At 59.5% G+C, this 23,301-nt stretch carries 15 protein-coding genes; 6 read left to right on the top strand and 9 right to left on the bottom strand.

What is annotated here, in order from left to right:
- Nucleotides 1-56: 56 nt before the first annotated feature.
- The 3 genes from E3U23_RS02040 to E3U23_RS02050 all read left to right on the top strand — a co-directional run bounded on the left by E3U23_RS02040 (nt 57) and on the right by E3U23_RS02050 (nt 3,411).
- Nucleotides 57-800, top strand: a complete 744-nt coding sequence (locus E3U23_RS02040; RefSeq protein WP_279349513.1) for a 2OG-Fe(II) oxygenase — start codon at nt 57-59, stop codon at nt 798-800.
- The gene (locus E3U23_RS02045; RefSeq protein ID WP_279349514.1) at nt 797-2,488 is read left to right on the top strand and encodes a 2OG-Fe(II) oxygenase family protein; all 1,692 of its coding nucleotides are present in this window, start codon (nt 797-799) and stop codon (nt 2,486-2,488) included. The genes E3U23_RS02040 and E3U23_RS02045 overlap by 4 nt, the downstream gene beginning before the upstream one ends.
- A 173-nt stretch (nt 2,489-2,661) precedes the next feature.
- Nucleotides 2,662-3,411 (top strand): class I SAM-dependent methyltransferase, encoded by a 750-nt coding sequence (locus E3U23_RS02050; protein ID WP_431732647.1) that lies wholly within the window; start codon nt 2,662-2,664, stop codon nt 3,409-3,411.
- Nucleotides 3,412-3,506: 95 nt separating this feature from the next.
- Here E3U23_RS02050 and E3U23_RS02055 read toward each other — a convergent pair whose 3' ends face one another.
- Nucleotides 3,507-6,227 (bottom strand): TonB-dependent receptor domain-containing protein, encoded by a 2,721-nt coding sequence (locus tag E3U23_RS02055; protein ID WP_279349516.1) that lies wholly within the window; start codon nt 6,225-6,227, stop codon nt 3,507-3,509.
- A gap of 232 nt (nt 6,228-6,459) precedes the next feature.
- Here E3U23_RS02055 and E3U23_RS02060 point away from each other — a divergent pair, with 232 nt between their 5' ends.
- Entirely contained in the window at nt 6,460-6,900 is a 441-nt protein-coding gene (locus E3U23_RS02060; protein WP_279349517.1) for a hypothetical protein, read from the top strand.
- A 114-nt stretch (nt 6,901-7,014) separates the two neighbouring features.
- Here the strand turns inward: E3U23_RS02060 and E3U23_RS02065 are convergent, their stop codons facing one another.
- The 3 genes from E3U23_RS02065 to E3U23_RS02075 all read right to left on the bottom strand — a co-directional run bounded on the left by E3U23_RS02065 (nt 7,015) and on the right by E3U23_RS02075 (nt 14,928).
- Nucleotides 7,015-10,473, bottom strand: coding sequence for a TonB-dependent receptor domain-containing protein (locus E3U23_RS02065; RefSeq protein WP_347710003.1), 3,459 nt, complete (start codon nt 10,471-10,473; stop codon nt 7,015-7,017).
- A 293-nt stretch (nt 10,474-10,766) separates the two neighbouring features.
- Nucleotides 10,767-13,343: an ATP-dependent chaperone ClpB gene (clpB, locus tag E3U23_RS02070; protein ID WP_279349519.1), complete on the bottom strand. Its 2,577-nt coding sequence runs from the start codon at nt 13,341-13,343 to the stop codon at nt 10,767-10,769.
- Between the two features lie 136 nt (nt 13,344-13,479).
- Nucleotides 13,480-14,928 (bottom strand): ATP-binding protein, encoded by a 1,449-nt coding sequence (locus tag E3U23_RS02075; RefSeq protein WP_279349520.1) that lies wholly within the window; start codon nt 14,926-14,928, stop codon nt 13,480-13,482.
- 191 nt (nt 14,929-15,119) lie between these two features.
- On the opposite strand from E3U23_RS02075, the gene E3U23_RS02080 reads away from it, so the two are divergent.
- Nucleotides 15,120-18,032, top strand: a complete 2,913-nt coding sequence (locus tag E3U23_RS02080; RefSeq protein WP_279349521.1) for a M16 family metallopeptidase — start codon at nt 15,120-15,122, stop codon at nt 18,030-18,032.
- 76 nt (nt 18,033-18,108) lie between these two features.
- Entirely contained in the window at nt 18,109-18,414 is a 306-nt protein-coding gene (locus E3U23_RS02085) for a hypothetical protein (protein WP_279349522.1), read from the top strand.
- A gap of 73 nt (nt 18,415-18,487) precedes the next feature.
- Here E3U23_RS02085 and E3U23_RS02090 read toward each other — a convergent pair whose 3' ends face one another.
- From E3U23_RS02090 to gatB, 5 genes are all read right to left on the bottom strand, one after another.
- The gene (locus E3U23_RS02090; RefSeq protein ID WP_279349524.1) at nt 18,488-19,084 is read right to left on the bottom strand and encodes a hypothetical protein; all 597 of its coding nucleotides are present in this window, start codon (nt 19,082-19,084) and stop codon (nt 18,488-18,490) included.
- Nucleotides 19,081-20,253 (bottom strand): M48 family metallopeptidase, encoded by a 1,173-nt coding sequence (locus E3U23_RS02095; protein WP_279349525.1) that lies wholly within the window; start codon nt 20,251-20,253, stop codon nt 19,081-19,083. The genes E3U23_RS02090 and E3U23_RS02095 overlap by 4 nt, the downstream gene beginning before the upstream one ends.
- Before the next feature lie 29 nt (nt 20,254-20,282).
- Nucleotides 20,283-21,074 carry a hypothetical protein gene (locus E3U23_RS02100; protein WP_279349526.1) on the bottom strand — a complete coding sequence of 264 codons (792 nt, stop codon included), beginning with the start codon at nt 21,072-21,074 and terminating at the stop codon, nt 20,283-20,285.
- A gap of 158 nt (nt 21,075-21,232) precedes the next feature.
- A complete protein-coding gene (locus E3U23_RS02105) occupies nt 21,233-21,697 on the bottom strand; it encodes a tRNA (cytidine(34)-2'-O)-methyltransferase (protein WP_279349528.1) in 465 nt (154 codons plus the stop codon).
- A 13-nt stretch (nt 21,698-21,710) separates the two neighbouring features.
- Nucleotides 21,711-23,207, bottom strand: a complete 1,497-nt coding sequence (gatB, locus tag E3U23_RS02110; protein WP_279349529.1) for an Asp-tRNA(Asn)/Glu-tRNA(Gln) amidotransferase subunit GatB — start codon at nt 23,205-23,207, stop codon at nt 21,711-21,713.
- Nucleotides 23,208-23,301 lie beyond the last annotated feature (94 nt).

The raw sequence follows: 23,301 nt of genomic DNA on the forward strand, positions 1-23,301 counted from the left end.
CCGACGTGCAGCCCGTGCTTGCTCCCGGCTTAACCTTCAGACTATGCGAATGCTTCATGGCGGAACCGAAAACCTTGTTCGCTCTCAACCCGGACCTTGATCGGGCGGCATTGGCGCGGGAGTTTGCGGAAGATAATCGCATCCAGGTACGCAACGTTCTGACGGCCGAAAGCGCGACGGAGATACGCGAAGTGTTGTCTCGACATACGCCATGGGGAATGGCCGCTCAGGCCGATGGAAGCGGCATCAAAGGCGCGCAAAAGATCGATGCCCCCTTCTTGACCAGTGAAGCCGGACGTGAGCACGCGCAGCAATTGTTACTCGCGACCCACAAAGCATCACAGAACGGGGCCTACGCCTTTCGCTACGCGCATTTTTCGTTGGTGGAGGCCGCAGCCAGACAGGACGGCAACCCCTTCGAGATCCTTCTCGAACACCTAAATGCCCCTTCGTTTCTCGGGTTGGTACGCGAGGTGACCGGAATCTCCGACCTTGTGAAAACGGATGGGCAGGCCACGCTGTTCGGGCCACAGCATTATCTTGGCCGCCACATCGATAGTCATGTCGCCGAAGGCTGGCGTATAGCCTATGTGCTCAATTTTGCCCCGGACGATTGGCATCCCGACTGGGGAGGCTATCTAAATTTTTACGACGAGAACGGCGATATCACCGCTGGTTACAAACCGCGGTTCAATGCGTTGAACATGTTTCTGGTGCCTCGCCCTCATGCCGTATCGTTCGTGTCTCCATTCGCCCCGGCAAGCCGCTTCGCCATCACCGGCTGGTTACGTGATCGATGAGTTCAGCCACGCCGTTTGAATGGGCCAGCCGCATCACGAATGCAGAGCGCGCTGGTGACACCGACGAAGCAAACGCTCTATCCATCCAAGCGGTAGATGCTCATCCGAAGTCCGCCGATCTGCATAATCTGGGCGGCAATCTTCGTATGAGGCAAGGCCAGGCAATCGAAGCTGCGAAGTGGTTTTCGAAGGCAGCCGCCCTCGACCCATCACGAATTGATCTGGTCGTCAACGCAGCCATCGCATTGTCGCGAGCAGGCGAGCACGAAACTGCCTGCGAAAAGTTGCGGCAATGCGAACAGATGGGAAGAGAGTCCGCCTCCTATTGCTCAACGCGCGGAACGGCGGAGCGCGGTGCCGGGCGACCAGGCAATGGGGCGGTTTGGTACGATCGGGCACTTGCCCTTGAACCGCACAGAACCAAAGCGTTGCACGGGCGAGCACGGGTTGCACTGGAACGCGGCGAACCGATGGCCACCCATCTTTACGACCAATTGCTTGCGCAAACACCGCAAGATCCAAATTTATGGCTCGGCAAAGCCCAAGCGCTCGACATGATAGGTGATAAAGACGGCGCCTTTGCCATTGCGGAACAACTCGCGCAGAAAGCACCGCGATTTGTCGATGGCCTACGCTTCAATGCGCAGCTTCGCTCGGATCGTGGCGAGCACGGTTACGACGAAATCTTTGCGCGTGCGGCCAAGTCGGCGCCTGATGATCCGCGGATTGCCTTGGGTCATATCTCGTTGCTTATATCGGTCGAACGATACGACGATGCAGCGAATATCGCTTCTGAAAATTGGTCGCATCATGGCGACGTGCAGTTCGCACTGCTAGAGGCGACGGCGCGAGATGCTGCCGGAGATCATCAAACCGCCGCGGCTATTTTCGAACGTCTAGAAATGCCCGAACGAGATATTGCCGTGGAATTGGCACGGCACGCCATAAGGACGGGCCGACTTTACCTCGCTTGCCGACGACTGGATACAGCGCTCCAGCGCAAGCCATGGGATCAGCAGGCGTGGGCACTCCGCCTCGTTTGCTGGCGATTGAAGGATGATCCACGGGCAGATTGGCTTGCGGGGGGCGGCAAATTAGCGCGGCCTGTTCGCCTCGCGGACGCGGATCAGTTGCTTGCGGCGACAATTCCGGTTCTGGATGAGCTACACGACAGGTCGCCATTCCCGTTGGGTCAGTCGCTGCGGGGTGGCACGCAGACGCGTGGTATACTTTTCGATCGAACCGAAGCGGAATTAGGGAATCTGCGAGAGGCGGTTCAAAACGCCCTCGAAGAGTATCGTGATATGCTTCCCCCCGCGGACCCAAGCCATCCATTTCTACGATACCGGGATGCCCCGTGGGAATTGCGCGGTTCCTGGTCGGTCCGGTTGCAGGGAGGCGGAACTTATCATGCTGCCCACATCCATCCAGGAGGAGTCCTATCGAGCGCCTTGTACGTCCGCGTTCCCGACGACACCGCACTAGCTGACGAAAAGGCGGGATGGCTGGAGCTTGGCCGCCCGCCTCCCAACCTGAATGTCGACTTGGAGCCCTTGACCATGATCAAACCGGAACCGGGATTGCTTGCCTTGTTTCCAAGCTTTTTCTTCCATGGAACGAGACCATTCCAGTCCGGAAGCCGTATGAGTGTCGCCTTCGACGTGTCGATCTCAAGGGAATTTGCGTGATGGACCAGAAGCGTGCCTGGGGCGATTTCTGGACTCGTGAGGCGGCAAACAAGACGAAAGGCGGAAAAAGCGGCGGGTGCCTTCCCGATGCCTACGCTGCGATAGATGCGGCTCAAAGGCAGGTCTGGGGGGCGTTTGCGGAAAATCTGTCGCGAAACGCGCGCGTACTGGATGTGGCAACCGGCGATGGCAGGGTGATGGCCCATCTGCTGGCCAAGCGCCGAGACCTAAAGCTTATCGGAACCGATCTCGCCCCCCGGCTCCCAGAGCCGCCACGCGGGACGCGCCTAAAAGCCGGTGTTTCGATGGAGGAGTTGCCATTCCCCGACAACCGGTTCGCTGCAGTGACCAGTCAATTCGGCTTCGAATATGCCGATATGTCTATCGCGGCTCGTGAACTGGCTCGCGTGCTGGTCCAAGGCGGATTGATCGGTCTTCTGATGCATCGGCCCGACAGCCCGATCTTGGAACACAACCTTCGACGACGGAGGCAGATCGAATGGGCTTTGAAAGAGAAGAATGTTCTCGCAATGGCCCAGCGGCATTTGCAAATACGTGCGACCGGACTGTCAGCAATCCCGGAGCAGATTCGTGCGATCGCGCAAGAAGGACATCGCCGATTTGGCGCAGGAAGCGCCGCATGGGAAATTCCCGAAGCGGTGGCTCAGACCCTTGAACTGGGTGCTACCGATCATGCGGCAAATGTCGCCGCTATATTGCGCCGGATAACAGAACAGGCCGAAAACGAAATGGGTCGCATCGCGTCACTGGAAAAGGCCTGCCACAAAGCGGGGGATGCAGGTGCTTTAAATTCTGCTTTCGAAAACGCTGGACTCGTTATTCAACAAGAAAACGAAGTTTGCGCCCCAGGCGAAAGTCGTGCCTTTGCCACCTTCCGCGTTTTGAAGGCTCGATGCGAGTGAACTCTCACTTATCTTAGCGACACCCTTGTTGAAAGATAACGAAAAAGGGCGGCGGACCGAAGTCCGCCGCCCTTCTTTTCATTCGCCTTGATCGATCAGAAGCGGAAGGCTGCCGATACGAAGAAGTCACGACCCAGCACGTCGTATGTGCTCGGGTAAGTGTTGGCCTGTTCCTGAGCATCACCCTGGAGCAGGTTGTTCACATTGTTGATCACGTTGCCGGCAGCGTCGAAACGCGGCGTATCGGGGAGCGTGTCGAACACGTTGTTCACACCAACCGTCAGGGTAAGCGCATCGGCAGCCCGGAACGAGAACGTCACGTCAAGCAGGTCGTAGCTCGAAATACGCTCGGCCGCGCGGATACCCTCACCATCGACGCCGTCGAGGTGCCGCCAGCGAAGCGAGCTCGTGACCGGACCGTCGATGAACGACGCACGGCTGACCCACTTGAATTCCGGCGTAGGCTGACCACAGTTACCTGCAAAGAAGCCCGAGCATTCGAAGGTCTGATCACCACCCTGAACTGGGCTGAACGTCGAACTTTCGGTCCATGTTCCCAGGAACGAGAGATTCACACGCTGCTCGCCCGTATCGGTGAAGAATGAGAAGGGTAGCGAAGAGTCGTAGCTGACCTCAAGGTCGATACCCGACACCCCGATCTCCGCAATGTTAGCACCGATCTGCTGCGGCGGATTGATACGGTTAAACGCGCCGGTCGTCTCATCACGGATACCGATAAAGTTCGCACAGAGAGGGCTATTCAGATCCTGTGCCTGAATGAAGCAGAGATCCAAAGCCGTCTGCAATGCCAGTGTACTGATCGCATCTTCGATTTTGACGTCGAAATAGTCGGCGGTGATCGTCAATCCACGTACGAAACTCGGCTGTAAAACAACACCAAAGGTGAAGCTTTCCGAAGTCTCTTCCTGCAGGGCAGGGTTACCGCCAAGCTGCGACTGAATCTGCGTATCGGGTTGTAGGTCGCCAGGGCCCTGCGCGCCCTCCCCGATATTCGCCTCGGGCACACCCGCAAGGATACAGAACGCAGCCGTGGAGGCGTTGATGTCTTCATCCGCGCAGGGATCGAGTGCACTCGGGAAGTTGACCGCGAGGCCCTGGTAGAGCTCTGCGATGTTAGGCGCACGGATGGCACGCTGGTACTGGCCACGGAAGACGACATCAGGGATCGGGGCGAACTGAACGCCGCCTGCATAGGTGAAGACACCTCCGACCGCATCCAGCGAATAATCGGAATAGCGGGCAGCGCCGTTCAGTTCCAAACGAGCCGAACCGAACTCGATCGGTACATTGAGCTCGCCGAACAATTCTTTCACGTCGTAGGATCCACCAGTCGGCTGACCAGCGTTGAAGCCCTGCACGTCACCGGAAGACAAGAACTCATCCGGCGTATAGTTCGCCGAAACTTTCCGGTATTCGCCACCAAGAGCAAAACCAACGGGCGTGCTGTCGCCAATCGCGAAATCGCCGAACGTACCGCTGACTGCTGCAGTTGCGACTTGAAGCGTCGACTCTTCGCTCGCATCGAGAGCGCGGAGATCCGCGATGGTCTCGTCGCTAAGGAAAGGAGCAGCGCGATCAATTGGAAGCCCAATGTTCACGAGGATCGGAGTCGGCGCGAGTTCGGCCGCGACCCGGTTGTTCACATATGTAACTTCGCCGAAGACGGAATGCCCGTCGGAAATCTCATAATCCGCATAGCCGCCGAACAGGTAACGTTCCTGCGGCAACTGCAAATAGTTTGCAGGAGCATAGTTATAAAGATCGCCCGGGCTCTGGAAAGGACGAAGGGTGCCCGGCGTTCCAAAGATTGCAAGGCCGTTGGTATCGAAAGCCGTTCCAGTCGTGTCGCCATCACCCAGGTAGGTTAAGCGTGTTTCGGGGGGCAGTGAAGAACCACCTTGAGATAGAGTGCCATTGGCCTGACTTCCACCAAGAGCGAAGTTCGAGAAACCGCGGTCACCCTGAAATATCGCTTCGCGATTGAAGTACTCGGCATAGACCGTCGCATTGCCGCGACCGTCGTCGAAGCTGGAGCCGATCGCTCCATTGATGTTATAGCGCGCACCGTCGCCACGTTCGGTAATGTTGTACTGACCACCGATCTCGAGGCCTTCGAGACGCTTCAAACGGAAGTTCACGACGCCGGCGAGTGCATCCGAACCATAGACGGCGGAAGCACCGCCGGTCACAACATCAACCGACTCAACCAAGAAAGACGGGATCGTGTTAAGGTCGACGATCTGGTTCGTGTCGTACGAAAGGTAACGTCGACCGTTTACGAGGACGAGCGTACGCGCCGCGCCCAGACCACGAAGGTTAAGGGTCGCCGCGCCGTTACCGGGGTTGTTCGAGAAAGACGTCGTACCCGGAATGACCTGCGGAAGGGTGTTGATTACGTTTTCGACGTTGACCGTCCCGGACAGCTCGAACTCTTCGGCATTCACGACCGCGATCGGCGCAGCCGTTTCGACGTTGCGGCGCTGAATACGCGATCCGGTGACGACAATGGGGGCGCCAATGCTGTCATCCGGCGCAGCTTCGAAGCCAGGCTCGGTCGTGCTGTCGTCGGTCGTCTGCGCGAAGGCAGGCGAGGCGATCATGGCGCCGGCGATAAACGTACCCGCGAGCAGCGAGGATTTTTTGAAAGTAGACATTAAAGTCCCCCGGATTGTTTCACCCGCAGGCGAAAACCGTTGCAAACCAATTCGGAAATAGGCTGAATTTCGCCGCCTTACGGGATGTTCCTCAGATGCCGCAACTGCACAAACTGTTTGGCCGAGCGTTCCTTGGGTCATGTTGCATCGAAGTTACACCCCTTGTCCGTGCGGCTTTGCGCACGCAGGGATGTCGACTACCGATTAGCTTTCTCGCCATTCAAGGAAGGATTTAAGGATGAGACTGTGCCGACTGTCTTTGCCCCGAAGGGGCGGAAGCCTCGCCCTTTTGACGGCCGCGGCGTTAACCGTAACCGTCCTGGTAGCAGCCCCGGTTGAAGCGCAATCTTCGGGTGATGGCTCCGAAACGAAAATGCCCGAAACTCTCCTGAGTGCTCTCGAAAGTTGCCGAAGGCTGGACGACGATCGCGCCAGATTGGCCTGCTACGATCAAGGGGTGTCCGCACTCGTCGACGCGAGTGAGGAAGGGTCGGTTAGCTTGGTCTCAAAAGAGGGTGTTGAGGAAACCCGGCGGGGTTTGTTCGGCTTCTCGTTGCCAAAGCTAGGCCTTTTCGGTGGCGGAGACGACGAGCTGACCGAACTGGAATCGACGATAACCGGTGTTCGCCGATACGGTCGCAATGGTTATGTGCTGACAATTGCCGAAGGTAGCGAATGGCAGATCAACAGCGCCCCCATGCGCCTCAAGCCTCCCGAAGTCGGCGATCCCGTGATCTTCCGGAAAGCATCTCTAGGTTCGTATTTCATCCGAATTGACGGGCAGACCGGTGTCAAGGGACGGAGAGTTAATTAAAGAAAAGAAACCCGGCGGTCGCCCGCCGGGTTTCTATTGATCGCTACTGTTAGCTCGTAGCGTGCTCGAAAATACTTCTAACCTAATCCGAAATCAGTCCTGTTCTGACATCTATCAGAACTTGAAACCAACCGACGCGAAGTATTCGCGACCATCATAATCATAGCCGTTGCCAATCGGGAAGTTCGAGATTCCGAGCACCTCGTTCGTGTCGACGAGCGGAGGACTTTCGTTGAAAATGTTCGAGACACCGACCCGAACGTCGAACTGGTCGAAGTCGAAACGAAGCGAGGCCGTGCTGACGAAATAATCATCGGCAAACCCGACATCCCGGCAGAATACGCCATCACCTTGCACCACGCCATCAGGAATGAATTCACCGGTTACCGGATCATTGATGCCCGAACCATTACCGAGGCAGGTATCGCCGATGAATCCGGTCGGCTGACCGTCCGGACCACGACCGAACGCATCCGAAAAATCGTCGATCCCGTCGGCCTGCTGTTCGGTTTTGCCTATGTAACGGGTCGACCAGGTGAAAGTCACGAAGTCGACGTTCGCCGAGAAGGTAGCCCGACCTGTCCAATCCGGAAAACCGAATGTTCCAGTTTCGTCTTCAATATCCGGAACGCCGAAATCATCGAGGAATACCGAAGTACGTTCGATCAGATGGTTGGCCTGCACGTTAAGCCCAAGCCTGATGTCCTTGCCGAACGCGTTCAAATCATATCCGAGGTTGGTATTCAGATCCAGACCACGGACGGACTCGGCATTGATATTAACGAACCCTGCGAAAACGTCCGTAATTAGCTGACGCGAAGCAGGATCGTCATCAAACGAGATGTCATCGCAGAATGACGAACGGGATTCCTGTTCTCTCAGGAAACACTCGTTGACGACGAACTGACCCGTCGGTTCCGCGATCGCACCCCGGACTTGGATGTCGTAGTAGTTGAAGTTGAAGTCGACGTCGGCTGCGCCAAAGCTCTCACCAAAAGAGAACCCAGTGGTGATAGAGGTCGAGGTTTCGGGATCGAGATCGAAGCTACCGCCCGACGTGATTTCAACGCTCGGAACCTGAACCGTATTGGCGCCGTCCGTACCCACCCGTGTCGGATCGCGGCCTTCGCGGAGACAGTTACGCAAGACGAAAGGATCACGATCGTCGTTCGCTTCGATGTAGCCGCCGTTCAAGGGGGCATACGCATCCGTAGGTACGGCACAAGGATCGGTGATACCACCGAAGCCCGATTGCCCGGCCAGGAACAGTTCGCGCAGGTTCGGCGAGCGGAACGAAGTACCATAGGAGAACTTCAACAGAAGTTGTTCCACCGGACGCCAACCGCCCTTCAACGAGTACGTAAAGTTCGTACCGTAGAATTCATCTTCGGTTACACGACCCGAAAGGTTGAGTCGAAGATCGTCGACCAGCGTGCGACCTGCCATCAGGGGAAGGTCGAGTTCGCCGAACGCCTCATAGATGTTCTTGCTTCCTTGAGCGCCCTGATCGGCGAAGAAGCCGAAGAACAAACCTTCGGAAGCTACAACGTCAGGCTGCGAATTAAGCGTGTCGTTGCGATACTCCACCCCGACGAACGCTTTCGCTACGCCTCCGGGAAGATCGAATAGACTGCCCTGCACGGATGCGGACACGATAGTTTGTTCGTAAGTCGTGTCGAAATCACGCGTATCGAAAAGATAATCGCGCTCCGCCTGTGTGGCGAAGTCACCCACGGCGGTTTGGTAGAGCGACGGCGCAAAAAGGTTCACCGGCACACAGCCGTCGATTACGTCGGGCTGAAGCGCGTCCGGATCGAAGAAACCGCTCGTTGCGCAAGCGCCGCCCGCCAAGGTGATCGGAGTTGCCCGCCCAGTCGGGTTCGAAACGGTCGGATCAATTCCCAAGGCGAGAGCCAGTCGATCATTCCGGATGCCGCTACGCGAGGACGTACCCTCGGAGCGCGAATAGCTTCCTGAAACGTCAAACGTCCAATCGTTTGCGCGACCGAAGTCGATGAACGGAAGTTCGCCGCGAACGCCGACGACACCGCGATACTGCTCCAACGTTGATTCGGTGAAGTTACGGTCACCTTGAACACTTACGACAGGCCGAACTGTGAACGAACGCCCGGTTGGGATCGCGAAAGCACCTCCCTGAAAGTCGTAAAGACCGTCGAACTGGTTCTGCAAATCGCCGCAGTCGTTATTTGCGATATTACAAGGATTGAATTGGTTATTCCCGGGAACATAGGGAAAAAGCTGCGGGGCGCTGCTACGGGCAGCAACCTCGGAACGGCTGTAATTCGCCTCGAAATACGGAGTGATATTCGCCGCACCTGCGAATGTATACTCACCGTATGCGAGAACATTGTAACGATCTTCTGGCGAAATGAAGGAAGGCGTCAGATCGGTGCCGTTACGCGTAACATTGGCAAAATTCACGTCGAGAAGGCCGTCGCCATCCCGATCGACGGGTAGGCCAAACGCATCGAGTGCATCGGTAAAGAACGGAATTCCCGTGTTCCCGGCTATACCCGTGTTCGGATAAACCTGTTCATCGTAATAAATGGAACTGAAGAACAACGGGCTACCCGGAATTATCCGGCGCGCGGCCGCGTCGATCGTGCATGACGTGGGAATTTCGCCGATTGCGCCGCCGCTATCCGCACGCGTGTTTGCATCATCTGCAATTCCGAGCGTACGGATTTCGCCTGATTGGGTAATTTCGTAATTGGTATTACACCCGGCGAGGAAATCGCGGTCGCCAAGCTGGATCTCGTCGCGCTTTGCGTACTCCGCACCAATACCGAAGTTCCAGTTGGATCCGTAGCGACCGAAGGCGGCACTGATTTGATAATCGTCGCCTCCGCCCTGCTCATTCAGATTGCCACTGGCGAACAGTTCTACGCCGTCGATATCTTTGCGAAGTACGATATTACCAACACCGGCCACAGCATCCGAGCCGTAGACCGACGACGCACCATCAAGAAGAAGATCATACCGCTGAACCAGCGTTGACGGGATCAGATTGATAGAGGGGTTGGTCGGCGCACCCTCAACACCTGCTGGCGCCAATCGCCGCCCGTTGAGCAGCACCAAGGTACGATCCGCACCAAGGCCGCGAAGGTTCAAAGTCTGCGAACCCGGTCCATTGTTGAGAACGAAGCCTTGGAACGAGGCATCGATCTGTTGGCCGGCTGCCGCCACACTCTGCTGAAGAATAGCAGTCGTATCGAACTGCCCCGTATCCTGAAGGGTCTGGGTTTCGAGGACCTGCAGCGGCGAAATGCTATTATACGTATCGTCGCGCTGAATACGCGAACCGGTAACGACGATTGCACCGGAAGCAGGCTCCCCTGCCGCGTCGGTTTCGCTTTCGTCGAGAACCTCGTCATCCAGCGGATCGTTGGTGACAACGCCATCCGCCTGATCACTATCCTGAGCCGAAACCTGACCCGCCACAGCGAGAGCCAGAGCAGAGGCTGTAAAGGCGAGACCTCTAAACGTGTTCGTATGAGTTTTGCGCATTTGATACTCCAGTCGCGACAACTGGACTGTATCTCCCCCCAGCATCACGCAACATTCCTATCAATGCTACACGATGCGTGAAATTTCCGGGCAAGAGACCCCCAGTCCCAACACGTTCCTTCTGCGTTAAGCTTTGATGACTGTCAAAGCGCCAATTCGCTTTTCATCAGGGTGTTGCGTAATTCCCACGCATTGTTGTTGTGTGAAGCAACCGGCCACGACGAAGCCCAAAAATTCGGCACGTCTGTTTGGTCGAACTTCCCCTTCTCATCGGGGAAATCGCTGACATAAATTTAAGGGTGAGTTCGAGCGACGCCGACACGTTTGCTTAGCGTTTCTCAATCTATCTGCATCTCCAACGCCCCATCCCCCTCGTCGATGTGCACCGTCGAGCCGTCTGGCACCTCTCCCTGCAACAGGCGCTCGGCCAGCGGGTCTTGCACGTAGCGTTGCACCGCGCGCTTCAGCGGTCGTGCGCCGTACACTGGATCGTAGCCCACCCGGCCGAGCCACTTCTTCGCCGCCTCCGTGAGGTCGAGCGTGATCTTCCGGTCGCGCAATAGTTTCTGCACACGGGCAACCTGGATATCGACGATCGGCGCCATGTGCTCCTGCGCCAGGCGGTGGAAGAGGATAATCTCGTCCAGCCGGTTCAGGAATTCGGGGCGGAAATGGCCGCGCACGACGTCCATCACCTGCGGCTCGACATCCTCGACCTGCTGCTCGTCGGTCATTTGGGCAAGGTACTGGCTGCCGAGATTACTGGTCAGGATAATCAGTGTGTTCGAGAAGTCGACCACCCTGCCCTGCCCATCGGTCAGTCGCCCGTCGTCCAGCACCTGCAGCAGGACGTTGAACACGTCCGAGTGCGCCTTTTCGACCTCGTCGAACAGCACAACCTGATAGGGCCGACGACGCACAGCTTCGGTCAGCACACCGCCTTCCTCGTATCCGACATAGCCCGGAGGCGCGCCGATCAGGCGGGCGACCGCGTGCTTCTCCATGAACTCGCTCATGTCGATGCGGACCATCGCCTGGTCGTCGTCGAACAGGAATGCGGCGAGCGATTTGGTCAGTTCGGTCTTGCCGACGCCGGTGGGACCGAGGAACAGGAAGCTGCCGAGCGGCCGGTTCGGGTCCTGCAAGCCTGCCCGCGCACGGCGAACGGCCTTCGAAACCGCGTCGATAGCTTGGCTCTGGCCGATCACCCGCTTCGACAGGATATTTTCCATATCGAGCAGCTTTTCGCGCTCGCCTTCCATCATCCGATCGACCGGGATGCCCGTCCAGCGGGATACCACGCCGGCGATGTCGTCCTCGGTCACTTCCTCCTTCAGAAGCGCGTTCTCGGTCTGCCCGCTGGCTTCGGCAAGCTGCTTTTCGAGTTGCGGAATTTTGCCATATTGCAGCTCGCCCGCCTTGGCGAGGTCGCCGGCGCGCTGCGCCTGCTCCATTTCGATCCGTGCCTGGTCGAGCGCTTCCTTGACCCGCGCTTCGGCGTGGATCTTGTCACGCTCGTTCTGCCAGCGTGTGGTGAGTTCGGACGATTGCTGCTCGAGTTCGGACAATTCCTTGCGCAGATTGGCCAGCCGATCCTGCGAGGCGCTGTCGCTTTCCTTTTGCAACGCCTGTTCCTCGATCCGCAGCTGGATGATCCGCCGGTCGAGCGCCTCGATCTCTTCGGGCTTCGACTCCACCTCCATACGGATGCGGCTGGCGGCCTCGTCCATCAGGTCGATTGCCTTGTCGGGCAGGAACCGGTTCTGGATGTAGCGATTGGAAAGCTGCGCCGCCGCGACGATCGCACCATCGGTGATGCGCACGCCGTGATGCAGCTCGTATTTGTCCTTGATGCCGCGCAGGATGCTGACCGTGTCCTCGACGCTTGGCTCGTCGATATAGACGGGCTGGAAACGTCTTTGGAGCGCGGGGTCTTTCTCGACATATTTCTGGTATTCGTCGAGCGTGGTCGCGCCGATGCAGTGCAGTTCGCCGCGGCTAAGCGCGGGTTTGAGCAGGTTACCTGCATCCATGCTACCTTCCGACGCACCCGCGCCGATCAGGGTGTGCATCTCGTCGATGAACAGGACGATCTGGCCTTCCGCGCCCTTCACCTCGTCGAGCACGGCTTTAAGCCGCTCTTCGAACTCGCCGCGATATTTCGCGCCGGCGATCAGCGCGCCCATGTCGAGCGCCATGAGGGTGCGGCCCTTCAGGCTATCGGGCACGTCGCCGTTGGCGATGCGCAGGGCGAGACCTTCGGCAATCGCGGTTTTGCCGGTGCCGGGTTCGCCGATAAGGGCCGGGTTGTTCTTGGTGCGGCGGGCGAGGATCTGCACGGTGCGGCGGATTTCCTCGTCGCGGCCGATTACAGGGTCGAGTTTGCCGGCCCGCGCCGCTTCGGTTAGGTCGCGGGCATATTTCTTCATCGCGTCGTAGCTTTCTTCCGCGCCCGCGCTGTCGGCGGTGCGGCCGCCGGTCGCTTCCTGGATGGCGGCTTCCAGCGCCTTCGCATCCACGTGCGCGGATTTAAGTGCACGGCCCGCAGCGTCATCGGCCATGGTGAGCGCCTGCAGCAGCCGCTGCACCGGCACGAAGCTGTCGCCCGCCTTTTCGGCCAGTTGCTCGGCACGGTCGAGCGCGCGCACGGCGTCGTTGTCCAGTCCGGGCGTTTGCTGTGCGCCCCCGCCCGAAACGGCCGGAATCTTACCCAGCGCCGTATCGACTTCGGTGATCGCCACCCCGGGATTGCCCCCGGCGCGCTGGATCAATTGCGCAGCCATGCCTTCGCTATCTTCGAGCAAGGCTTTCAAAAGGTGCGCCGGTGTGATCCGTTGGTGGTTCATGCGGATTGCGACGGTCTGCGCGCTCTGCAGGAAACCCTTCGCGCGGTCGGTGAATTTTTCGATATTCATACTGTCGATTGCCCCATTGAAACTGGTACATCCGATATGGTGTTGCATAATCGCAACACAAGACGCTACTCCGCATGAAACGGTGTGTTAGTCGTATATAGGAGTCGAATGCGGCAAATCGCCAGAGGTGCCGGAATTATTCGGCGGGTAGATGATCCAGCCCGGGGACGAGAACGGTGCGTCCTCCCCCGTATTCTTCGCGTACCACGATGATGCCTTGCCGTTCGAGATGATCGAGCAGGCGGCGGATGCGGCCCGGCGAGCTGGTGCCGTAGGCGCGGGCGATGGCGTTTTCGTCCACCTTGGTTTCCCCCGCATGGGCCGCCTTGGCGATGACGAGGAACGGGGCAAGCAGATCCTCCTCCACGCTTTCCGCAAGCCGCAGGATCGCCGATTGCGTCTGGTCCGCCAGTTCGGCGAGGCCGGCGCCCGCTATCGAAAAGCGGCGATGGAAGGCACGCATGTCGGGCATGGGGCCAATCAGGCGTTCGCGGCGGCAGCGCGTGAGGAACGTCTGGTATTGCGCGCTGGAGGACTGAAAGGCTACGCTCTCGTCGCGCGCAAGGTGGGCGATAATTTCAGCGATCCGTTCGGCCACCGTATTCGGGTTGCTATCGGGTTCGAGCGGTTCGGGCGCGACCTGCCGCGCCTCGGCCCGGTCGATCGCCTCGCTCACTTCCTCGATGCGCGGAGCGGGCGGAGGCGGCGGAGCGGTCTCTCGAATATCTGCAGCAAGGTCGCCGGTCAGCAGCGCCTCCATATCGGCGGGCGCGGTTTCGGGAAGCGCCATCAGGCCCTCTGCGCGCGCCTTCAGGCCGGAGCGCACCGGCCCGATCTTCACCGCCACAGGCAGTCGCGTGATCGCCGGTCCGAGAGCGAGGAAATGGCCGCGGTCGAGTTCGCGGATACGCTCCGCCTGGCGCCGTTCCATCCCAAGCAGGTCGGCGGCGCGGACCATGTCGATATCGAGAAAGGTGCGCCCCATCAGGAAATTCGAGGCTTCGGCGGCGACGTTCTTGGCAAGCTTTGCCAGCCGCTGCGTCGCCACGATCCCTGCCAATCCACGCTTGCGCCCGCGGCACATCAGGTTGGTCATCGCGGCCAAGGTCATGCGGCGCGTATCTTCCGCCATCTCGCCCGCCGCGACGGGGGCGAACATCTGAGCCTCGTCCACGACCACCAGCGCAGGGAACCAGTGTTCGCGCGGCGCATCGAACAGGGCGGTGAGGAATCCCGCGGCGCAGCGGATCTGCTGCTCTACTTCGAGCCCTTCCAGATCGAGCACGACGCTGGCGCGATGTTCGCGCACCCGTCGGGCAAGCGCCTCGATCTCACCGGCGGAATAGGCCGATCCGTCGATCACGATATGGCCGAACTCGTCCGCCAGAGAGGCGAAATCGCCCTCCGGATCGATTACCACCTGTTGCACCAGCCGGGCACTTTCCTCCAGCAACCGGCGCAGGAGGTGCGACTTCCCGCTGCCCGAATTGCCCTGAACGAGCAGCCGGGTAGCGAGCAGTTCCTCGATATCGAAGTCGACCGGCTTGCCGCCCGCTTCGTGTCCGATGGTGATGGTGGCTGTCACGGTGGCCGGGCTAGCGAGGCGAATCCATCGGCGTGAAGGCCCCCCACGCGGTTTTGCCCATCTTATGCCGAGCGTTCTATGTCGTTGGTCCGACTATGCTTGCAGTTTCGCGTCGATCCGTAAAAGACGGTGACGCACTAAAGGTAAACCGATAGGCTACCGTCCGCACGGATTTCAGGGGAGTTGCAACAATGCGTTTTCTACTCGTAACGGCAAGCACCGCCGCGCTTGCGCTATCGGCATGTTCGACCGCGCCGATGGACAACTCGGTCGCTTCGGCATCGGAGCGCCCGACACAAGCCGCAGCCGATGTTGCGCCCCAGCCTGCCAGCCTCGACGAACTCGTGGCCGAGGTCGATATTCCCTATGAGAAGTTCACGCTCGACAATGGCCTCACCGTCGTCGTCCACGAGGATCGCAAGGCCCCGCTCGTCGGCGTTTCGGTGTGGTACGATGTCGGCTCGAAGGATGAGCCCGCCGGCAAGACCGGGTTCGCCCACCTGTTCGAACACCTAATGTTCAACGGCACCGAAAACGCGCCGGCCGACTGGTTCGAATATATCCAGCAAATGGGCGGCACCGATGTGAACGGGACGACCAACCCTGACCGCACGAATTATTTTCAGACCGTGCCGACCGGCGCGCTCGACCGGGTGCTGATGCTGGAATCCGACCGGATGGGGCACCTGCTCGAGGCAATCACGCAGGAGAAGCTCGATAACCAGCGCGGCGTGGTGCAGAACGAGAAGCGCCAAGGCGACAACCAGCCTTTCGGCCTGCTCCGTTACGAAATATTCGAAAATCTTTTCCCCCAGGGTCATCGCTATCACCACTCGACCATCGGTTCGATGGGTGATCTCGACGCCGCTTCGATGACCGACGTGCAAAACTGGTTCAAGGATCACTACGGTCCCAACAATGCTGTGCTGGTGCTGGCCGGCGATATCGATGCGGCAACCGCGCGCGAGAAGGTGCAGACGTGGTTCGGCGATATCCCGCGCGGCCCCGAAGTCGTGCATCCGGAAATCACGGTACCGACGCTCGATGCCCCGAAGAGCAAGGTGACGACGGACAACATCTCGACCACGCGGCTTTATCGCATGTGGACGGTCCCGGGCGAGAGCGCTGAGGAATCGGTACCGCTCAACCTTGCATCCTCCGTGCTTGGCGGTCTTGCAAGCTCGCGGCTCGACGAGGCGCTGGTGCGCAACGATCCGGTCGCGGTCAGCGTATCCTCGTTCAATTTTACGATGAACGACGCCGGCGTGTTCCTTGTACAGGCCGATGTCGCTCCGGGGCAGGACACTGCCACGGTCGCGCAGAAGCTCGACGCTGAAATCGCCAAGTTCATCGCCGAAGGTCCGACGGCGGACGAATTGGAGCGCGCGAAGATCAGCACAATGGCCGGCGTCATTCGCGGACTGGAATCGGTCGGCGGCTTCGGCGGCAAGGCCCCGCAGCTAGCCGCGGGCGAGCTTTACATGAACGATCCGGGATTCGTCGAAAAGCAGCTTGCCCAGATGGCGGCAACGACGCCCGAAGAAGTCCGCAGCCTGATGCAGACGTGGCTGACGCGCCCCGTCTTCAATCTCGAATTCCAGCCGGGCGAGCGGACCGAAGGCGGCGAGAACCGCGGCGGTGCGGTCGTCGGCGAAGCCAATATCGCAGACATCGCTACGGCTAACTACTGCCGCCCCGAAGAATGCGACATGATGGCGATCGCGACCTTTCAGCAGGCCGACCGGGCGACCCTGCCCGATCTCGCCCCGCTCTCCAATCTCGATTTCCCCGACATCGAGCGCGCCACTCTTTCGAACGGCATGGAGGTGTATTTCGCGCAGCGCGATGCCGTCCCGACGGTTGCCGTCACTGTGGAATTCGATGCAGGCCGCGCCGCCGAAACGCGCGATACGCTCGGCACGCAGCGCCTGATGCTCAGCACGATGGACGAGGGAACGCAGCGCCTTACCGCGAACGAATTTGCGATCGCGCAGGAACGGCTGGGGGCCAACCTGTATAACGGTTTCGATGCCGATTGGACCACGTTCTCGCTGGCCGGGCTCGCACCCAATCTGGCGCCTTCGCTCGAACTACTGGCAGAATACATCCGCCAGCCGGGTTTTCGTGCTGACGATATCCAGCGCAAGCGCACCCAGTTGCAGAACGCGCTCAGTGCCGAATTGAAGGACCCGAACAGCATCGCCGATCGCGCGCTTCGCAGCACGCTTTATGCCGATCATCCGTATGGTCTTCCCAGTTCCGGTCTTGGAACGGAAGTAACTCTTCAAAACCTCGAAGCAGCCGATCTCCAGCGGTTCCACGATACGTGGCTGCGTCCGGATAATGCGCGCATCTATGTCGTCGGCGATACGAACCTCGCCGAAGTCACCCGCCTTCTCGAAGCGAGCTTCGGGAATTGGCAGGCACCCGGCACCGCCATTCCGCAGCGCAACTATGGCGCGGCCATTCCGGCGGCGAAACAGCGCGTGGTGTTGATCGACCGGCCCAATTCGCCGCAATCGATCATCTATGGCGGCAGCGTTCTGGGGCTGAGTGGCCGAACGGACGATCTCACGATCCTCAACGCGTCGAACCAGGCCCTGAGCGGCGGCTTCCTCGCCCGCGTCAACATGAACTTGCGCGAAGACAAGGGCTGGTCCTACGGGGCGGGCGGCGGCGTCGGCACGGCGCTCGACCGGGTCTTCTACGGCGTGCGCGCACCGGTCCAGGCCGATCGCACCGCTGATTCGATCAGCGAGATCCGGCGTGAGATCAACGACTTCACCGACAGCCGAGGCGTGCAGGCCAACGAACTGGAGCGGATCGTCAATTCCAACATGCGCGATCTTCCGGGCCGGTTCGAAACGGCATCCGACGTGCTGAGCGGATTGACCTATATCGTGCGCTACAACCGCAACGACGACTATTACGAAACGCTTGCGGGAACCTATGGCAGCCTGACCGCACCGCAGCTCGACGCCATCGCCCGCGAAAATTTCGACGAAGGCAATCTCGTCTATGTCGTGGTGGGCGATGCGGACGTGGTGCGCCCGCAGCTCGAAAGCCTCGGCCTCGATGTCGAGGAACGTTCGCTCGAACAGTAGAGTTATTGACATAAGTGTCAGCAAATAAGATCGGCGGGTCGATCGATCCGCCGATCGCAATCAGAGGAGAATACACATGTCCGTAGCCGGAACCTACGATACCGTCGTCAAAAGCCCGATGGGCGATCAGAAGGGCACCTTCACCGTCGTCCCCGGCGATGACGGCAAGACCTTTACCGGATCCATGGCAGGCGGCCTCGGCTCGATGGACGTGAAGGACGGCACCATCGACGGCGACACGTTGAACTGGAAGATGGACATGACTTCGCCAATGCCGATGACGCTGGACTGCAAGGCCGACGTCAATGGCGACCAGCTGACCGGCACCGTCAATGCCGGCGCCTTCGGCGACATGCCGTTGACGGGCGAACGAAAAGGCTGATCATTTTCGCCGAAACAGGAAAGGGCCGCCGGATATGCTCCGGCGGCCCTTTTTCTTCTCCAAGCTTGGAATCCTAGAAGCGGACGCTCGCCATGATCCGTTCCGCTTTGGCAAGATCGCGATCGTAGAAATACGTCGCCGGCGCGGTGTAGCTTATCATGTGAAGCTCGCCGTTGACGATCGAGCCGACGGCCATCCCCTTTCGCAAAAGCGGGCTGCCGTCGATCGAATATTCATATTCGAAACGGACCGCCTGATGGCCGCCCAGCGTCGTCGGTGCGACGTTCGTCGTCGTGAAAGCCGAGGTGTTCAGAGCGAGCCGGATCGAGCTTTCCATGAATTCCGGAACCTCGGTCAGATCCATGCTACCGTCGAATTTCGGGAGGGGCTGAGCCTTCTTGTTCGCATCCTTGTAGAGCGTTTCGCCCTTCTTCAGACCCGAGACGAAATACATTTCGTTGAGATTGATCCCGTCGAGGGTCCAGATCTCGCTCTTTTTTACCGGACGGACCGACCAGCGGTTCCAATCCTCGCCGGGAGTGACCACCATCGCACTCTTTGCGACTTTTACCGGCTCGCCGTTGTCGATGAGCTTCCAGCCAGCAAGAGCCGGAGTGGCAGCGGAAAAGAACAGCGCAGCAGCCGCGCTTGCTCCGATAAACTTGTTCATTCGATCCCTCCTAAAATCATCGTAATCATCGCGTGATCGGCAGCGTCCGGCGCTTGCATCAGATAGCGCCGCAAATCGCCTGCTGCTTCGCCGTCCCGGTCCAGCTTTCGCAGGGCCAGCCCGCGACCGCGCCACAGTTCAGGCAAGTCGCCTCCGTCGGCGATCGCTTCGCTATAATATCGCACTGCCAGTTCCAGATCGGCCGGTGTGCCCTTCCGGCGCTGCAATTCGGCGCGTCCATAGTTCAGCCACGGGGTCCAGCCGTTTGCCTTCGCCATGGAATCCAGCAGGAATTCGCTGGCTCCGTCATCATTCATTTTCAGCTGGTCGTCGAGGAAGACCGGCCACCAGGCGCGCATCGCGACCTTGAAGGCGTCCGCCCCGTTTTGATGCGGAGTTCCGGGCTGCTCTAGCGATTGTTCGCGCAAATAGGCGACGCGCTCAGCACTCGCCGGATGACTTGCGAAGAGACCGCTTTTGGTCGAACGCTTTTTTACCTTCTTACCGCGCCCCACACGGGTGGCATCGCCCTCGTCGAGGATTTGCTCCCACAATACGGCGGCCTCGCGCGTGTCGTATCCGGCGCGCGCCATCATCTGCAAACCGCCCTTGTCGGCCAGCCGCTCCTGATCGCGCGAGAACTTGAAGATCGAACCGAGCAGGCCGATGGACGCGATGAGGCCGATGCCGGTAAAGGCAAGCCAGGATGCGGCATTCGACTTGCTCTTGGCATCGCGAAACAGTTTCACGCTATGCCGATCCTCGAAATGCGCAAACTCGTGCCCGAGGACGGCCGCGAGCTGGGCCTCATTCTGGGTGCGCAGCAACAGGCCGGACCAGATCTGCATGATACCGTTCGGCGCCATCGAGGCGTTGAAGTGAGGCGTATGCGTTACATACAGCCGAATGGGGGCGCACTCCGCTTCGCCCACGGTCTTGCAGAGAACGCTGCGCACGTAGGCGTTCAAGGCCTCGTCGTGGATGACAGTGCGCGAGGACTTAAGTCCCCGCTCGTATTCGTCCATCTGCAGCCATAGGCCGCGTTCGAGATCGTCTTCGGGCTGATAGCTTTCGGGCATTTCTGCCCAGCTCGCCCGCGCGGCGGCGTGGCCGACCGGTTGCAAAACCAGCCCGACCACTGCCGCCGTCGTCAAAAATCGCCGCACCATGGCGCCGTCTCCTCAGCGAAGCTGCTGTATCAGTCGGCGATGGCGACGGTGGTGTTGCGCATCGGGAAGCCTTCCATCAACTGGCCGACCCGCTTCTGCGCACCGTCTTCCTTGCGTGGGTCACCGCCCATCGACATGTCCGTGTTGAACCAAACGATATTGCCGGTTTCGAGATTGACGAGGCCCGCATAGCCGACATGAACGCCAGCCTGCACCACCACACAGGCGCCAATTATGCAGCCCAACATTCCGACAGCTTGGGCAGCCTTGCGGCCGGCATCGCCATAGGAATCGTGCGTGAACACGAACATAGCGTAATCCGCTCCGGTCGCTTCCTTCAATTGGGCGGCACCCGGGCCGAGCGTCCAGTCGAGCGTGTTGACGGTGCGCGTGCGCGGTTTGCCGCCACTCTCATAGGTTTGCGTGACCTTTTTTGTATCGAGCGAGTCGCCCTGTGTCACATGCTGGAATACCGAGCCCGAAACGGCTTCGAACAGGCCGCGATATTCGGTCAACAGTTCGGCATTCTCGCCTTCGAGCTCGTCAATGAAGGAAACCTGCGCATTGAGAGCCTCCGCCTGCGCCTGAAGCTGGTTCTGGATATTGACGCGGGCCTGCTCGGTCCACTCCGCATTCGGCTCGTCCATTCCGCCGACTTTAAGAGAGCCGACATGCACATCCGGCCGAAAAACGACGATTTTCATGTCGCCATCCGCCGGGAAGGCGAAACCCTCGCGAGTCATCGAACCGGCATGGGCCGGAACAGCCGTAGCGACGAGACTCATCGAAAGCGCAGCACCGAGTGCCGCGCGTAAACGCATTGATACCATTATTGGTGATCCCCCTGGAACAATCCCGACGCGATAATGTCTTAGGCCGAAATAGTTGCAAGGCGTAAACGAACCGTTCCGCGTTTTGCATTTTTGCGACTTGCCGCGTCTTCAGTTGGTCAGTTTAGCTAGCTAGTTCGCTGCTTTTGTCATGCTCGAACGAATTGCGAACGCAGCGCCTGATAAGCCGCCGCCGAAACCGTATTCGCAAGGTTGAGGGACCGCACTTTGTCCGACCGCATCGGCAAGCCGACGAGGCTCTCGCGATGGGCGGCGACGATCTCTTCAGGTATCCCCTTGGTTTCGCGCCCAAACACGAGATAGGCATCGTCCGGATATACGGGTTCGTAGAAACTGCGGGCCGCGTATTCCTCGAACAGGAAGAGCTGGTCGGCACGCGGCTGACGCGCCCTCAGGAAATCCGCCCAGCTCTCGAATTGCACGAGCCGGATATGCGGCCAGTAATCGAGGCCGGACCGCTTCACCCGCTTGTCCGATATCTCGAAACCAAGCGGATGAATCAGCACCAGTTCCATATCGAGCGCGACGCAGGTCCGCCCGACCGCGCCGGTATTGCCGGGAATCTCCGGCTGGACGAGGACGATGGAGGTCAACGGTCGGGGTCGGTCAGCCCAGCTTGTCTTTCAGCACCTGATTGACCACTGCCGGGTTGCCCTTGCCCTGCATCGCTTTCATCGTCTGGCCGACGAAGAAGCCGAACAGCTTGTCCTTCCCGCCGCGATATTCTTCGACCTTATCGGGATTGGCGGCGAGGATTTCGTCGATCTTGGCCTCGATCGCGCCGGTATCGCTGACCTGCTTCAGCCCCTCGGCCTCGGCGATCTCTTCGGGATCGCGGCCGGTCTTGAGGACGATCTCGTAGATCTCCTTCGCCTGGCCGCCCGAAATCTCGGCCTTGTCCTGCATCGCCAGGATACTGGCCTGCGCTTCTGCGGTTGCATTCGAAGGATCGGCCTCGTCGCCAAGCGATTTCATCACGCCCGGCGCGACCGACAGCGCCCAATTCGCAACCTGCGTTGCGACCTTCGCTTCCGCCTTGCCGATCTTGGCCGCGCTCGCCGACAGCAGCGTTTCGAACCGTCCGAAGGTTTCCACCTCGGCCGTCAACTCGCGGGCGTTGTACGGCGTGAGGCCGAGTTCGGTTTCGTACCGGTCGCGCTTCGCATCCGGCAATTCGGGAAGAGAGCTACGGCATTCGTCGAGGAACGCCTCGTCCAGCTGCAGCGGCAGGAGGTCCGGGTCGGGGAAGTAGCGATAATCATGCGCATCCTCCTTGCTGCGCATCGTGCGGGTGGTCCCGGTGCCGGGGTCGAACAGGCGCGTTTCCTGATCGACCGTGCCGCCGTCCTCCAGCACGCCGACCTGTCGGTTCGCTTCGTATTCGATGACCTGCATGACGAAGCGCACCGAGTTCACGTTCTTAGTTTCGGTTCGCGTGCCGAACGGTTCGCCGGGCTTGCGCACACTCACGTTGACGTCGGCCCGCATCGAGCCTTCCTCCATGTTCCCGTCGCACGAGCCGACATAGCGCAGAATGCTGCGCAGCTTGCGGACATAGGCACCGGCCTCGGCAGGGCTGCGCATGTCGGGCTTCGACACGATCTCCATCAGCGCTACTCCGCTGCGATTGAGGTCGACATAGGACATGGTGGGATGCTGGTCGTGCATCAGCTTGCCGGCATCCTGCTCCACATGGATGCGCTCGATCCCGATGACCTTGCTTTCGGGAATGCCGGCCTTCTCGTCAGCCTCGATCAGCAACTGCCCCTCGCCCACAAGCGGATGGTAAAGCTGGCTGATCTGGTAGCCCTGCGGGAGATCGGCGTAAAAGTAGTTCTTGCGGTCGAAGCGCGACCACGCATTGATCTCGGCCTCGATCGCCATGCCGGTGCGGACTGCCTGCCGAATGCATTCCCGGTTCGGCACGGGCAACATACCCGGCATCGCCGCATCGACGAGGGAGACCTGGCTGTTCGGCTCAGCCCCGAACGTGGTGGCAGCCCCGCTGAACAGTTTAGCCTGGCTGGAAACCTGCGCATGGACCTCAAGGCCGATCACGACCTCCCACTCGCCGGTTGCGCCTTGGATGTGGTAAGTACTCATATCCGTTCTCACGTCCTCCCAGCGAAAGCTGGGATCTTCCTTAGTCACGTCCAACTAGCGGACAGCAATCCCAGCGTCCGCCGGGACGACGAAA

It is taken from the genome of Erythrobacter litoralis (assembly GCF_029760855.1).
Classification (GTDB): Bacteria; Pseudomonadota; Alphaproteobacteria; order Sphingomonadales; family Sphingomonadaceae; genus Qipengyuania; species Qipengyuania litoralis_A.

Bases quoted from the DNA above. Each gene is read 5' to 3' on its own strand.
- gatB (WP_279349529.1), bottom strand. From the start codon at position 23,207: ATGAGTACTTACCACATCCAAGGCGCAACCGGCGAGTGGGAGGTCGTG.
- E3U23_RS02080 (WP_279349521.1), top strand. From the start codon at position 15,120: ATGCGTTTTCTACTCGTAACGGCAAGCACCGCCGCGCTTGCGCTATCG.
- E3U23_RS02100 (WP_279349526.1), bottom strand. From the start codon at position 21,074: ATGCGTTTACGCGCGGCACTCGGTGCTGCGCTTTCGATGAGTCTCGTC.
- E3U23_RS02040 (WP_279349513.1), top strand. From the start codon at position 57: ATGGCGGAACCGAAAACCTTGTTCGCTCTCAACCCGGACCTTGATCGG.
- clpB (WP_279349519.1), bottom strand. From the start codon at position 13,343: ATGAATATCGAAAAATTCACCGACCGCGCGAAGGGTTTCCTGCAGAGC.
- E3U23_RS02055 (WP_279349516.1), bottom strand. From the start codon at position 6,227: ATGACCCAAGGAACGCTCGGCCAAACAGTTTGTGCAGTTGCGGCATCT.
- E3U23_RS02085 (WP_279349522.1), top strand. From the start codon at position 18,109: ATGTCCGTAGCCGGAACCTACGATACCGTCGTCAAAAGCCCGATGGGC.
- E3U23_RS02095 (WP_279349525.1), bottom strand. From the start codon at position 20,253: ATGGTGCGGCGATTTTTGACGACGGCGGCAGTGGTCGGGCTGGTTTTG.
- E3U23_RS02090 (WP_279349524.1), bottom strand. From the start codon at position 19,084: ATGAACAAGTTTATCGGAGCAAGCGCGGCTGCTGCGCTGTTCTTTTCC.
- E3U23_RS02045 (WP_279349514.1), top strand. From the start codon at position 797: ATGAGTTCAGCCACGCCGTTTGAATGGGCCAGCCGCATCACGAATGCA.
- E3U23_RS02065 (WP_347710003.1), bottom strand. From the start codon at position 10,473: ATGCTGGGGGGAGATACAGTCCAGTTGTCGCGACTGGAGTATCAAATG.
- E3U23_RS02060 (WP_279349517.1), top strand. From the start codon at position 6,460: ATGCCCGAAACTCTCCTGAGTGCTCTCGAAAGTTGCCGAAGGCTGGAC.